This is a genomic window from Aquamicrobium ahrensii, from assembly GCF_040545755.1.
Classification (GTDB): domain Bacteria; phylum Pseudomonadota; class Alphaproteobacteria; order Rhizobiales; family Rhizobiaceae; genus Mesorhizobium; species Mesorhizobium ahrensii.
In genome coordinates, this window is the sequence record NZ_JBEPMN010000018.1 from 53,476 (window position 1) to 67,263 (window position 13,788).

Genomic DNA, 13,788 nt, shown 5'->3' on the forward strand with positions numbered 1-13,788 from the left:
ATGTATCGTCTGGGTATAGATATCGGCGGAACCTTTACCGACCTGGTCCTGGTCAATGTAGAGACGGGCAGCCGCCTGCTGGGAAAGATTTTGACCACGCCCGACAATCCCTCCGAAGGGGCGATCAAGGGAGTGCGGCGTCTCCTGGATGATACGGGAATCGACGCCCATGCCCTGCGGCACGTGATTCACGGGACCACCTTGGTCATAAACGCCCTGATTGAACAGAAGGGTGCGCGCACCGGTTTGCTGACCACGCGCGGCTTCCGCGACATGCTCGAGATGCGGCGCGGAAAGCGGTTCGACATTGACGACCTGTTTATCGAAGTGCCCGCGCCGCTGGTTCCCCGCAGCCGTGTTGGAGAAATTGCCGAGAGGATGGATTTTACCGGCCGGGCCGTCATTGAGTTGGATGATCGGGATGCGGAGGCCGCAGTCGATCGCATGGTGGCTCAAGGCGTCGAGGCCATCGCCGTGTCCTTCCTGCATGCCTATCGCAATGGTGTGCATGAAGAGCGGGTGCGTGAAATGATCCGCGCCAGGGCGCCCGATGTCGCGGTGAGCCTGTCCTCGGAAGTCTCGCCCGACATTCGCGAGTACGAACGGACTTCCACGACCGTCGCCAATGCCTACACACAGCCGATCATGCAAAGGTATTTATCTCGGATGGCCGAGGACCTGTCGCAACTGGGCTATGGCCACGATCTCTATCTCATGCTGTCCGACGCCGGGCTCACCACGGTCGAAACGGCTGCCGCCTTTCCAATTCGCTTGATGGAATCGGGGCCGGCGGGCGGCGCGACGACGGCGCGCTACTATAGCGACCTGCTGGGTCGGCCGAACCTCGTCGCTTTCGACATGGGCGGGACAACGGCAAAGATCATGTTCATCTCTGACGGTGAAATCATGACGGCCGACGAGTTGGAGACAGCGCGCCGGTATCGGTTCAAGCGCGGTAGCGGCATCCCGATTCGTATTCCCGTGGTGGAGATGCTGGAAATCGGCTCCGGCGGCGGCGGCATTGCAGCACTGAACGAGATGGGGCTCCTCAAGGTTGGCCCGCACAGCGCCGGAGCGCAACCGGGACCTGCCTGCTACGGTCGGGGCGGCACAGCCCCCACCGTTACCGACGCCAACTTGCTGCTGGGCTATCTGAATCCCGACTACTTCCTGGGTGGACGGATGCGGCTAGATGCTGAAGCGGCCGCCGCTGCTGTCACGCCTGTCGCTCAGGCATCGGGCCTCACGGAGGAACGCGTGGCTTGGGGCATCCACGAGATCGTGACCGAGGACATGGCTCAGGCCGCGCAGCTCCACCTCCTCGAACGTGGTGTGGACCCACGCAAATTCGCCCTGTTGGCCTTCGGCGGCGCCGGTCCGCTGCACGCCTGCGGGCTGGCGAGAAAGTTGGGAATATCCGAAGTCATCATCCCTTATGCGGCTGGCGTTGCCTCGGCCTTTGGCTTCCTTGCCGCGCCTCTGTCGATCACACTGGTGCAGGGCCATCCGGTCGCGCTCAACGGCGCCGATTGTGCGGCGATCAACGCGTTGCTTGACCGGCTGGAAAAGAAAGGCCGCGACTTCTTGAGGAAAGCAGGTGTCGCGGAGACGGATATGCGGCTTCGCCGGTTTGCCTCCCTGCGCTACCGTGGACAAAGTTCCGAGATGAAGATCCCGGTCCCGGATGCACCGCTGGACGACCGGGCGATGTCGGAACTCGCAAAGGCATTCTCGGACTCATTCGAGCGAGTCTACGGCCGTGCCAATCACCGTGTCGGCGTCGAGGCCCTGAATTGGCAGATTCAAGCCATCGGACCGAAGCCGTCACTCACCACTGCACCCGCCGTCGCCCGCGCCTCGACACCAGCCGCTGGTGAAAGGCTAGCCTACTTCGCTGGGGCCGGAGGTTGGGTTGCGACTCCCGCCATACCGCGCAGCACGCTGCTGCCGGGAACCCAATTGCGGGGGCCGCTGCTGATCGAGGAAGACGAGTCGACCACTGTAATCCCACCGGAAACGACTCTGACGATCGATGATCATTTCAATCTGATAATCAAGCTGGAGCCGATGAAGAAGTGAGCTAGTGCAATCCAACGTTGTTTCGGAGGAGAAGAGACCATGTGCAATCAAAAAATAAAGACAGGAACCCGGTTCGTCCTTTTGGCGGCCGCGGCAGCATTGACAGGAATTCTTTCGACAAGGCCCGCTCTGGCCGTGGACGAGGCGACGCTGCAAGCTGCACAGCAGGAAGGATCGGTCGTCTTTTACAGTTCGTCGCCTTCGGAACTGCTCGATCAACTGGCCCAAGCGTTCAGCGCCAAGTATCCGGGCATCAAGGCCGAATATTATCGCGCCGGCTCCTCGCAAGTCTATGAACGGCTGATTGCCGAGCAAGATGCGAACCGCGTCAATGGTGACCTCATCCACGTTTCGGACGTCGCGACGATCACCGAACTCAAGGATGCCGGGCGTCTGGCGCCGTACGATTCACTGGAATATGCTGCCTACGATCCCCAGTATGTCGACCCCGACAAGAACTGGTTTGTCGCCCGTGGCCACTTCCTGAATATCGCTTACAATCCTGCGCGTGTCGCTGAAGGTGAAGCCCCGCAGACGCTGCGCGATCTGGCGAAGCCGGAGTTCAAGGCCAAGGTCGGGATCATGGATGTCCGGCTTGCCGGAGGCGCCTACACCTGGCAATACACGGTGTGGAAGCTCTATGGTCCCGAATTCTTTGCGGAAATGGCTGCGAACGATCCGAAGTTGTTCCCTGGCCACGGCCCGATCAACGACCGGATCATCAGTGGAGAACTCTCCACCGGTGTCAGCCTCAACTACATGACAGACGAAGCCATCCTCGAAAAGGGAGCTCCCATCAAGGCCCTCTTCCCTGCCGATGGCGCGCCCATGATCTGGAGCCCGGTCGGTATTGTCGACAAGGCGCCGCACCCGAATGCCGCGAAGGTTTTCATCGATTTTCTGGCCTCGGCCGAGGGACAGGAAATCTACAATTCGCAGTATTCCTATTCGATGCGTCCCGATGTGCCCACCAAGGAAGGCATGGTCCCGCTCAACGAGATCAATATCCTTGAAACGCCAATCGACGACATGATCGCCAGGCAGCGCGAAGTCCAGGAGGCCGTACGCAAGGCCTGGGGCTACTGATGAAAACGGAGGGTTTGGGAAGTACATTCAGGCTGGCGCAATACCTGGCGGGATTGAGGTTTGAAGACATTCCCGCCCCGGTCATCGAGCGGGCGCGCTGTGTACTGCTGGACGGATTGTCGTGCCTTGTGCTGGGCACCCGCGGCACGGTCGGGCGCGACGCGGTCAAGGTAGTGAAGCTGCTGGGTGGAAACCCCCATTGCACCATCTTCGGGGGCGATTTTCGTTCAAGCGTACGCAATGCCGCGTATGCCAACGCGATGACCCTATACAGTGTCGGGCTGAACGACATCCACAAACCCTCCACTTCGCATCCCGCTGGCTGCATCGTGATGCCGACACTTGCCGTCGGCGAATGGCTGGACCGGGGTGGCGCCAACGTGCTGGCTGCCCTGGTCGCAGGCTATGAGATGAATGCCCGTGTCGGAACGGCGATGGCGCCCAGCCATCGCGAGCGGGGCTTTCATACGACAGGAACCGTTGGAGCTTTCGGAGCCACAGCAGCAGTGGGCAATCTGTTGAGCCTTTCCCCGGATCGTCTCGCCAACGCTTTCGGCGTCACCGGATCGCAGGCCGCAGGACTTTACGAATTCCACCACGACGGTTCGCTCACGATGGTCTACCACGCAGGCCGGGCAGCGCAGAACGGTGTCGAGGCGTGTATACTGGTGGAGCACGGGTTAACCGGCCCGGTGACCGTGCTGGAGGGGAGCAAGGGTTTCTTCCGTGCCGTCTCTGACAGCTACGATCTCGACATCCTCACGCGCGATCTGGGCGAAAGACACCTGATCGAGGAGACGAGTTTCCGCCTCTACTATGGCTGCAACTCGACACTGGCGGCCTCGGCTGCTACGGAGCGCCTTCTGCACGACCGGGGCATCCGGCCAGAGGATATCCGCAAGATCGTCGTCCGATGCCATCCGGTCGTGGCCCGCGACAACAATGACGCGACGGCTGGAACATTGCTGGCCGCACGACTCAGCATGCAGTTCAATCTCGCTCTGGTCCTTGCGCGCGGCCATGTCTGGACTGCCGACATCTATGATGACGATTTGCGCGATGCATCCATCCGGGCCCTGATGCCGCGGATAAGTCTCGTCGCGGATGACGGCATGCCACGTTTCGGTGCCTCGGTAATTGCCGAAATGGCGGACGGTACCCGGGTTGAAGAAACGGTGCGCTCTCCCGTTGGAGACGCCGGTACGCCACCGAGCTTCGAAGAGATCGCCACGAAATTTCGTCGCATAGTTTCGCCTGTTGGTGGCGAGGCGGCGGCGGAGCGACTGGTTTCAATCGTTGCCGAACTCGAGCGCGAAAGCTGCCGGACATTGGTGCAAGCGCTTTCCCGTGCCTGCGGAAGGGAGGAGCGATCATGACCTCTGCCGGACGGGTCGACGTATCGGGGTCTCCGCGAACTCCAGGATGGGGCTTGTCGCGCATCTCGGGGCAGACGCTCCTGTGTTACGCTTTGATCTCCATCCTGTGCGTTATGATCGTATATCCGATGCTCAGCCTCGTCTGGGGCAGCTTCGTGTCGACGGCCGCAACCGAGCAGTCCAGTCTCGACAATTTCTCGCGGATGTTGTCCAGCAGTCAGTTCTGGCAGGCTTGGAAGAACACGCTGCTTGTCAGCACCGGTTCGGTCCTGATTTCGGTGGTCTGCGGTGTTGGCGCTGCGTTCCTGATCGCCCGCACAGACATCCCGCTCAAGCGGTTTTGCGAAGTCCTCGTTACCCTGCCGATATTCATCTCGCCTTTCATCGGAGCGGTCGCCTGGAGTGGTCTTGCGGCCCCTGAAGTCGGCTTGCTGAACCGGATATTCGCAGGACTCGGCCTGCCGCTTCATGTGAATATCTACAGCCTCGGCGGAATTGCGATGGTCCTGGGCTTCTACATGACGCCCTACGTGTTTCTGTTCACCGCCGCTCCCCTGACGGCGATCGATTCCTCGATGGAGGAGGCTTCCCGCCTCAGCGGGCAGAACATGCTGCAAACGCTGCGGCGAGTGACCGTACCGCTGGTGACGCCGAGTATCCTTGGAGCAGCCCTGCTCGTCTTCGTGTTGTCGATGGAAAATTTCGGGGTTCTCGCCGTGCTCGGCATGCCCTCGCAAATCCCGTTTATCCCGACTGAAATCTACCTGAAGGTGGCCTATCCCCCACCGGATTATGGCTATGCGACGGTAATTTCCATTTCGTTCGTGGTCATCACCGCTCTGGCGCTGCTTCTACAGCGGCGCTACCTGGCCCGCCGCACCTACATTTCGGTAAGCGGGAAAAGCTACCGGCCCGTTCTCATCGGTCTGGGACGCTGGCGCTATGTCACCTTCGCAGGTTTGGTGCTGTTCGTCTTCATATCGACCCTGATGCCGCTGGCAACGATGGTCACGGCTTCGTTTCAAACCTATTGGTCTGTGCAGTTCACCAACTTTACGCTTGGCAACTACACCTCGATCTTCTCGCGCAGCCTTTTCCTGCGCGCCGCACAGAATACCCTTTTCCTTGCCTTCGTCGGCGGACTGCTCGCCTGCATCCTCGGCGGCATGATTGCCTACATCGTTTCGTTCTCGAAGGCGTCTGGCCGGCAAACGCTCGACCTGCTCAGCTCGATGACGGTGGGTGTGCCGGGCGTTGTCCTTGGCGTTGCATTGCTCTGGGCATGGATAAGGGTGCCGCTGCCGATTTACGGGACAATCTGGATTTTGATGATCGCATATATCACCCGCTTCCTTTCCTTCGGTGTGCGCAACATGTCGGCAGCATTGACGCAGATCGATTCCGATCTCGAGAATGCCGCGCGCGTGTCGGGCGCCAGTAAGACCGTCGCTGCGCTGACCATCACCTTTCCGCTTATCAGAAGAAGCCTGCTGTCAAGCTGGGTTCTCTACTTCATCTCCTTCGTCAAGGAACTGAACACTTCGGTGCTGCTCTACGCATTCAATTCCGTTGTGCTGCCGGTGCTGATCTTCGATGCCTATTTCGAGGGAAAGTACCCGGAAGTTGCCGCCCTCGGAACCGGTATTTCCGTGTTCATCCTCGCGGTCCTTCTCATCTCCAACGTAATTTTTGGCCTCAAGGTCAGGCAGAAAGCAGGGTGACGCATGCTTCGCTTGGATAAGCTTCAGAAATCTTTCGGCGGGTTCCACGCCGTTCAGGGCGTATCCCTCGACGTGGCCGAAGGTGAACTGGTTACCCTTCTCGGGCCGAGCGGATGCGGCAAGTCGACGACGTTGCGTTGCATCGCCGGTTTGGAAGACCCCACGGGTGGCGAGATCTGGCTGGGCAACAACTGCGTTTACTCCGGGGCGAGGCGCCTGAACCTGCCGCCGGAGGGGCGGCGCATTGGCATGGTTTTCCAGTCCTATGCGCTCTGGCCGCATATGACCGTTGCCGAGAACGTTGCCTATCCGCTGCTGCGCCAGAAGATCTCGAAATCCGAGCGTGAAACCCGAGCCATCCAGGCACTTGAAATGGTGAGCCTCACCAACGCAAAGGATTCATCGCCGGGGCGCCTCTCCGGCGGCCAGCAGCAGCGTGTGGCGTTGGCGCGTGCATTGGCCTCCCAATGCCAGATCCTGCTGTTCGACGAGCCGCTGAGCAATCTCGACGTGCGCCTGCGCGAGCAACTGCGTGGCGAAATTCGCGATCTGCAGCGCCGTCTGGGTATCACCGCAATATACGTCACCCACGACCAGTCCGAGGCCCTGGCGATTTCGGATCGGATCGTGGTCATGAACAAGGGCAAGATTGTCCAGGTCGATGGTCCGGATGCACTTTACACACGTCCGCGCACCCAGTTCGCTGCGCGCTTTCTGGGCAGCGTCAATCTCCTGCCTGCCACCCACATTGCCGGCTCCACTTCAGACAATCTGGCGCGCTATCGGACGACGAGCGGTGTGATCGCCAGCGCACCGGCCCATGTTAAAGAGCACGTATCGGGTGAGATGCAGTTCGGTGTCCGGGCGGAGCTTATCCGTCTGCTCGAAACTGCGGACAGCCTGCCCCCGGATTTCAATGTGTGGCCAGTGACTGTGCAGGAACGGGTCTTTCTCGGCGAAGGCATGGAGTACACGCTCGTCACCGAAGATGGCCAGCAACTGATCGCCAAGGTCCCCCCTTACGTCCGGCTTGAACCGGGCACCCGTGCGCATGCAGCCATTGCAGCGCAAGACTGCTTCGTCATCACCGATTGATTTTCTGAAGGAGAATTCCATGAGCCTGCGCGAGCAACACCCGGATCTGCTGAAAGAGGTCGACATCGACGCCGAGGAGCGGTGGATGACCCCTCTCGTGAACAAGGTCGCAATGGGGCATCGGCCTCAGGGCGTCATGGACAAATGCATCATCCGTGACGACACCTTGCGGTCCGGCATCAACACGCCCGGCGTATATGCGAACAATGACATCAAGATGTTGCTGGCCGAAAAGCTGGAAGCGATGGGCGTAATTGAGGCCGAAGTCGGCTACCCGACCATTCCGGAGCACATAGAGTTCGTCAAGATGCTGCGGCGGGCAGGCAGCAAGATGGAACTGGGCCTTCATACCCGCTACTACGATCCGGACTACCGCACCGAAATCCAGAAAACCATCGACTCCGGCGCGGATCTGGTGAACCTCGTTGGTTACTGGGGCTACATCATGACCAACGCGTTGTGCCCGCAAAACTGGAACGGCGACATCGAGGCGCGCATCGGCGACGCTGTGAGCCATGCCAAGCGTTCGGGGGCGAGAAAGATCGCGGTTGGAACGGATTATCACCGGCTGGATCTTGTCGCACGCGTCGTACAGGCCGCGAGGGATGCAGGAGCCGATCGGATCGTCGTCTATGACGTCCGCGGCTGGTTTGTGCCCGAAACGATGGCATTCCTCGTCCGCTATGTACGCGCGCTGGCCGGCCCCGACATGGAAATCGGCGTTCATTGTCATGATGACTATGGTCTCGCCACCATAAACTCGATCGAAGCCATTCGCGCCGGAGCGCTGACTTGCGACGTGACGATAAACTCGACCGGCCACCGTTGTGGCAACGCGGCATTCGAGCAGGTCGTCCCCCTTCTGGAGTCGCTCTACGATATCCGCACGGGCCTCGATATGACCCAGTTGACCCCGCTGACTGAAATGGTGGCCGAACTCTACAAGTTCCCCATTGCCCGCAACCATCCGGTTACCGGTCCGCATATGTATTCCTACGGCGGCAGCCACCTTGGTGGCATCCTGCGAGGGCAGTGGTATTTCTGGGAGAACATACGCGCAGAGACGGTGGGCAACCACCGTTCGGTCTCGTTCGGCTCCACGTCGCTGCGGCGGGGCAAGACCGCGCCGGTTTCGGTCAAGATCCAGTCCATGGGCCTGGACCCGGATTCCGCAAACATCGAACATGTCTTCGAGAAACTGGAAAAGCTGATCTATGAGAAGGTCGAGATCAGCGAGCAGGAGGTCGAAAGCGTCATTCGCGAAATCTACGTCTGACCAGCGTCCGCCAGCGGTTTTTCTGTCAATATGTGCGGACGAACAATGATCCCGGAAGGCAGCTCATGGGTCGAATGATCAATCTGCGCCAGCTTGAGGCATTCAGGGCACTGATGCTGGCAGGCACCACGGTTAAAGCCGCGGCGGTTCTGGGGGTTTCCCAGCCGGTGGTGAGCAGATTGATATCCGACCTGGAGCTCAGGACGGGAATCCAGCTGTTCTCCCGGGCAAAGGGGCGCCTCAAGCCCACCGTAGAGGCCGATCTTCTCTACAGGGAGCTTGAGCGCGCATTCGTGGGGTTGGATCAGATAGACAGCTTCATGAAGGGCATTAAAACCGTTGGCGGCAAACTGAGCATCATAGCGACGATGCCGATGGCGCACGGGATATTGCCGCATGCGATAAGCCGGATGAGACGAGAGGTGCCCGATCTGGACTTCACATTGCGGACGGTGCTGAGTCGCGATGTGCGGGCACTGCTGGACACCCAGCAATTTGACCTCGCTTTCACGAACTTTCCCATCGACTACCCATCGGCTTATTCGCTGGAGTTTCTGCGCGCCAATGGTGTGTGCATACTTCCGCTTGGACATGAGCTAGCAAGCCGCAGCGTGCTGACGGCGCTGGACCTTGCCGACGTTCCCTTCATCGCGATGCCGCCGGAAACGCGGCATCGGCAGAAGGTGGATTCGGCTTTCATGCAATCGGACATCGTACCGAACATCACGGTTCAAGCACAAAGCGGCGCCATCATTTGCGAACTTGTGGCTGCGGGAGCAGGCGTCTCCGTCGTCGACGAGGTGACGGCCAGCGCATTTGCAACCAAAGGCCTGGAACTCCGGCCATTCTTGCCGAAGCTGACCTACGAGTTTCGCATTCTCGTGCCACTTCAACGTGAGAAGTCGCGGCAGACCGAAAAGCTCATAAAATACGCCAGGGAATACGTGGCCCAGGCCGGCTTCGGCACCTAGTCGCGGACATAGCAACCGCATTTTCGAAAGGAAGGCAATTTTGCGCATCGCGATACTCGACGACTATCAGAACGTTGCACTTTCTTCGGCAGATTGGTCGCAATTACCTGAGGAATGCGAGGTCGTGGTATTTCGCGATCACGTTTCCGACCCGAGCCAATTGGTGTCGCGCCTGGCGGATTTCGACGCAGTATCCAGGATGCGGGAAAGAACGCCGTTGCCCCGCGAGGTGTTGGAGAAGCTCCCGAGACTGAAGCTTATTCTCGCGACCGGCCTTCGCAATGCAGCTTCTATCGACATGGTGGCGGCCAGGGAGCTTGGCATCACCATTTGCGGAACATCGTCGATAAGCTGGCCGACGGTAGAAATCACTTGGGCGATGATCCTGATGCTCTTCCGCAAAATTCCGGCCGAGGTGAGTTTCCTTCGCGCAGGAGGGTGGCAGCAATCCGTGGGACGCAGCATAAAAGGTCGCACTCTTGGCATTGTCGGGCTTGGCAATATGGGACGGCCCGTGGCGGCGGTCGCGATCGCCTTCGGCATGAACGTTATTGCCTGGAGTCCGAATCTGACGCAATCCACCGCTGGTGAGCATGGGGCGCGCGCCGTCAGCAAGGAGTTCCTGTTCCGGAATTCCGATGCGATCACCATTCATATGCCGCTTAGCTCTCGATCTGCTGGAATAGTTTCGTCGGAGGACATTGGCCGCATGAAGAAAGACGCATTCCTGATCAATACATCCCGAATGCCGATTGTCGATGAAGCTGCATTGCTGGAAGCTCTCACAGAGGAGAGGATTGGCGGGGCGGGAATAGATGTTTTCAACACGGAGCCTCTACCAATAGATCATCCATATCGATACTTACGGAATGTAGTGGCAACCCCTCACATCGGGTATGTGGTCGAAGAAAATTACGCTCTCTATTATGGAGAGACCGTAGAAAATATCATCTCCTATCTGCAAGGGAATCCAATCCGGATGCTGGATGAGAACGGGCGGGTTTCCGCGTAGCGATCTGCAGGATTACAGGATCAAGAAAAAACGCTTTCAAGGGAGGAAATTGCGTGACGGATGAGATTGTCAGCACGATGGGACGGATATTCACGGTCAGACTGGGACCAAGTGATGATCTGTTCCTCGCGATCCAGGATATAGTGCGTCGCCACGACATTCGCGCCGGTGTGGTTCTGTCCATAACCGGTGCTTGCACGAAGGCTGTTGTCCAGAAATTCATTGATGGTCAGCAATCCATCGGCGTCGTCGAGATCGACGGGCCGATGGAGGTCAGCGGTCATGGCATTGTCGGCTGGGTCCGGGCACCCGATCGTGGCGCGGAGCCATTCGGGGTAGGCCGCTACATCGACGGCGAACCTTATGTGCATGTCCACCTCACTATCACCAGTTCGAAGACCACGCTGTGCGGTCATCTGATGGAAGGGTGTATCGTGCGTTCCCGGCACGATCATTCCCATTTTACGATCATGGTCGCCGAGGTTGAGGGGGCAGCTCTCGAAATGAGGCTGAACTCCGAACTGGAAGCGAAAGGGAAAGGCTTCGGCGTCTACCACGAACTGGTGCCACTAAACTGACCGCTACGAGCGCGCAGGCTGACTGTCCTTCCTCCGATCGCTTCGATAAACCTGCCCATGTCCTCACAGTAGCTTAGATGAGAGGGAGGGAAAGATTGGGAAATGCAGTGGAGATTCCCGGGTGACCCTCAGCTTGATCGCAGCAAGATACTGCTGACCGGATGACGGACGTACCCCCGACTCTCGCTCAAACACCCAATTTTCTGGCTTATCTGCTCGCTCGTTTCGCCTTCGGCGTTATCAGCCGGATGCTCGTTGTGGTGGTCGGTTGGCAGATCTACGATCTGACAGATAACCCGCTGCATCTCGGCTATGTAGGCCTGGTGATGTTCGCCCCTGTCCTGTTCCTTGGTCTGATTGCAGGAGACCTCGCGGACAGATTCGACCGGGCCTTGCTTGTCGCTGCGGGATCACTGGTGGCGTGCGCTGCCCTGATCGGGCTTGCCGTAACAGCGCTTCTTCCGGAAACGTCGCTTGCTGCAATCTATGTATGCACTGCTTTTGCTGGGGTAGGCATTGCGCTTTCAAAGCCGGCGCTTTGGGCCCTTTTGCCGCAAATTGTTCATTCCAGCCAACTTCCGACAGCGATAAGCAGCGCTACGATCGCAACGCAGATATCGGTGATCATGGGGCCGGCGCTTGCTGGACTACTGTTGATGGCCGGGATCGCAACTGGCTATGGAGCAGCAGCATTCTTCGCATGTCTGAGTGCTGTACTCGTCTTGCGGCTGACTTCCGTAAAGCAGCGTTCGACGCTTCCCGTGAGCGGAGAACCTACGCTATCGCGGATGATGGGCGGTATACGCTACATTCGCAGGACGCCGGTCATCCTGGGTGTTGTGATGCTCGATCTCTTCGCCGTGCTTCTCGGCAGCGTCATCGTATTGTTGCCGGTGTTCGCGCGGGACATTCTGGAGGTCGGCCCTGCTGGCCTCGGCGCTCTGCGTGCCGCTCCTGCAGTCGGTGCATTAGGGGCGGCCGCCATTTTGACCCGCTACACGCCCCGCCGGCATGCAGGCACTGTCATGCTCTGGTTCACTGCCTTGTTCGGTGTCGCTATCGTTGTCTTCGCGGTTTCGGAAAATATCATGTTGTCGCTCGCCGCACTTGGTGTGGCCGGTGCGGCCGATATGATGAGCGTGGTCATCCGCCAGTCGGTCCTGCAACTGGGAACACCCGATGAAATAAGAGGGCGCGTCGTCGCCGTATCACAGATGTTCGTCAGCGGCTCCAATGAGCTTGGCGATTTCAGAGCGGGGATGGTTGCTGCGATGATAGGTGCTGTCCCCGCAGCCATCGCGGGAGGGCTCTCGACGCTTGTGGTTGTCGGAGTAGCCACTTGTGTATTCCCTGCAATCCGGCAGCTTGCGGATCCACGAATGGTGGAGCCGAAGTGACCTGAGATCCAAGTTTCCTCCGGGATTTCGAAGGGTCTTTGGTTTTTAATCGGGCTCTATGCGGCCTGTTTTTTCGATAGCCATTTTCATGGCGAATTCGTTGAGATGCGAGTTTTCAGGAGGTTGTCCATTCGAACCGACCCGATGATCATCGAGCTGGCGTTGAACGAGCCGGAGCCGTCGCCTCGGGAGTTGGCGGTCACAGCGTTGATCGCGGGATGCTAAACTTGTCGTGCGCAACCGCAACAACCTCAGCGGTTACTTGCCCGCCTGTGCGGCGGAGCAGATATCGAAGGAACTCTTCAGGGCTGTCGTCGTGATCGGGGTAATCCGAGGATGCGATCATGAGCGAGATTACGGTCGATCGACCGGTCGATCAATCTCATTTTGAGTGTAACAAATCCTCGCCGGAGTCCCATCTGAAGCGTAAGACGTTGCACCTCAGTCTCATGCAATTCATTTGAAATCACTAAATGCATGAGTCTCAGTTTCAAACGTAAATCGACACCTGCCCCTTGCCGGGCGGTGGGATAGGGCACCAGAGTAACCTCGCTCCGAATTTGGCGACGCAACCAGCGCCGAATATCGGGATCGATCATGGGCGTCAGCGGGTGCTTTTCCATGCCGGATTCGTTGAGAAGTCTCTCGCCAACGAACAGATGGCCTTGGTAGAGCGTGCGCCCGGTCGCTGGAAAGGCAGGGCAGACAACCGATACTCCGGCACCGAGCGCTTGGCTTAAAGCTTCGGCCACTGGTCCTATATTGCCTTCCGGCGTCGAATCGAAGGTGGAACAATACTTGAAGAAAATCTGCTCGGCGCCCTGGCGTAACAGCCGGTCGAGCGCCTGCAGCGACTGGCGTACCGCTTCGGCGGGGGGCGAGCGGGTCTTCAGCGCGACCACGCCGGCCTCGGTCGTCGTTGCCTCGCCATTGGGCACGCCCACGAAAAGCGATGCCGCCATGCCGTTCCTGGCAATGTGTTCGCGAGGTCGCTCGCTCCGGTGAAATCGTCAGCAATGGCGCAGATCAGCATGGTTCAGGCTCCGATCTTTCCGTCCAACTCGTCCTCGACGTGGGCGCGAATGATGTCATCGAAGTCCGGCTGGTCTGCCCCCTGAAAAGTGGTCCTCCCTGAAGTAGGCTATTGAGCCGTTGGAGAGGACGTTGGAATGCCCCAGAAGAAGCATAAGCCCGAAG

General features: G+C 58.9%; 11 protein-coding genes. 10 read left to right on the plus strand and 1 reads right to left on the minus strand.

Annotation, left to right across the window (positions count from 1 at the left end):
• The 10 genes from ABID44_RS16985 to ABID44_RS17030 all read left to right on the plus strand — a co-directional run bounded on the left by ABID44_RS16985 (position 1) and on the right by ABID44_RS17030 (position 12,591).
• Entirely contained in the window at positions 1-2,079 is a 2,079-nt protein-coding gene (locus ABID44_RS16985) for a hydantoinase/oxoprolinase family protein (RefSeq protein ID WP_354152888.1), read from the plus strand.
• A 99-nt stretch (positions 2,080-2,178) separates the two neighbouring features.
• The gene (locus tag ABID44_RS16990; protein WP_354152889.1) at positions 2,179-3,165 is read left to right on the plus strand and encodes an ABC transporter substrate-binding protein; all 987 of its coding nucleotides are present in this window, start codon (positions 2,179-2,181) and stop codon (positions 3,163-3,165) included.
• 14 nt (positions 3,166-3,179) lie between these two features.
• Positions 3,180-4,541, plus strand: coding sequence for an MmgE/PrpD family protein (locus ABID44_RS16995; RefSeq protein WP_354152890.1), 1,362 nt, complete (start codon positions 3,180-3,182; stop codon positions 4,539-4,541).
• Between the two features lie 53 nt (positions 4,542-4,594).
• Positions 4,595-6,262 carry an ABC transporter permease gene (locus ABID44_RS17000; protein ID WP_354152891.1) on the plus strand — a complete coding sequence of 556 codons (1,668 nt, stop codon included), beginning with the start codon at positions 4,595-4,597 and terminating at the stop codon, positions 6,260-6,262.
• Between the two features lie 3 nt (positions 6,263-6,265).
• On the plus strand, positions 6,266-7,357 hold the full coding sequence (locus ABID44_RS17005; protein WP_354152892.1) for an ABC transporter ATP-binding protein: 1,092 nt from the start codon (positions 6,266-6,268) through the stop codon (positions 7,355-7,357).
• 19 nt (positions 7,358-7,376) lie between these two features.
• On the plus strand, positions 7,377-8,633 hold the full coding sequence (locus ABID44_RS17010; RefSeq protein WP_354152893.1) for a hydroxymethylglutaryl-CoA lyase-like TIM-barrel protein: 1,257 nt from the start codon (positions 7,377-7,379) through the stop codon (positions 8,631-8,633).
• A 65-nt stretch (positions 8,634-8,698) separates the two neighbouring features.
• A complete protein-coding gene (locus tag ABID44_RS17015) occupies positions 8,699-9,604 on the plus strand; it encodes a LysR substrate-binding domain-containing protein (protein WP_354152894.1) in 906 nt (301 codons plus the stop codon).
• A gap of 40 nt (positions 9,605-9,644) precedes the next feature.
• Positions 9,645-10,616, plus strand: a complete 972-nt coding sequence (locus ABID44_RS17020; RefSeq protein ID WP_354152895.1) for a D-2-hydroxyacid dehydrogenase family protein — start codon at positions 9,645-9,647, stop codon at positions 10,614-10,616.
• Between the two features lie 53 nt (positions 10,617-10,669).
• The gene (locus ABID44_RS17025) at positions 10,670-11,194 is read left to right on the plus strand and encodes a PCC domain-containing protein (protein ID WP_354152896.1); all 525 of its coding nucleotides are present in this window, start codon (positions 10,670-10,672) and stop codon (positions 11,192-11,194) included.
• 161 nt (positions 11,195-11,355) lie between these two features.
• Positions 11,356-12,591, plus strand: coding sequence for an MFS transporter (locus ABID44_RS17030; protein ID WP_354152897.1), 1,236 nt, complete (start codon positions 11,356-11,358; stop codon positions 12,589-12,591).
• A 302-nt stretch (positions 12,592-12,893) separates the two neighbouring features.
• Here the strand turns inward: ABID44_RS17030 and ABID44_RS17035 are convergent, their stop codons facing one another.
• On the minus strand, positions 12,894-13,553 hold the full coding sequence (locus tag ABID44_RS17035) for a four-carbon acid sugar kinase family protein (protein WP_378226800.1): 660 nt from the start codon (positions 13,551-13,553) through the stop codon (positions 12,894-12,896).
• Between the last annotated feature and the right edge of the window lie 235 nt (positions 13,554-13,788).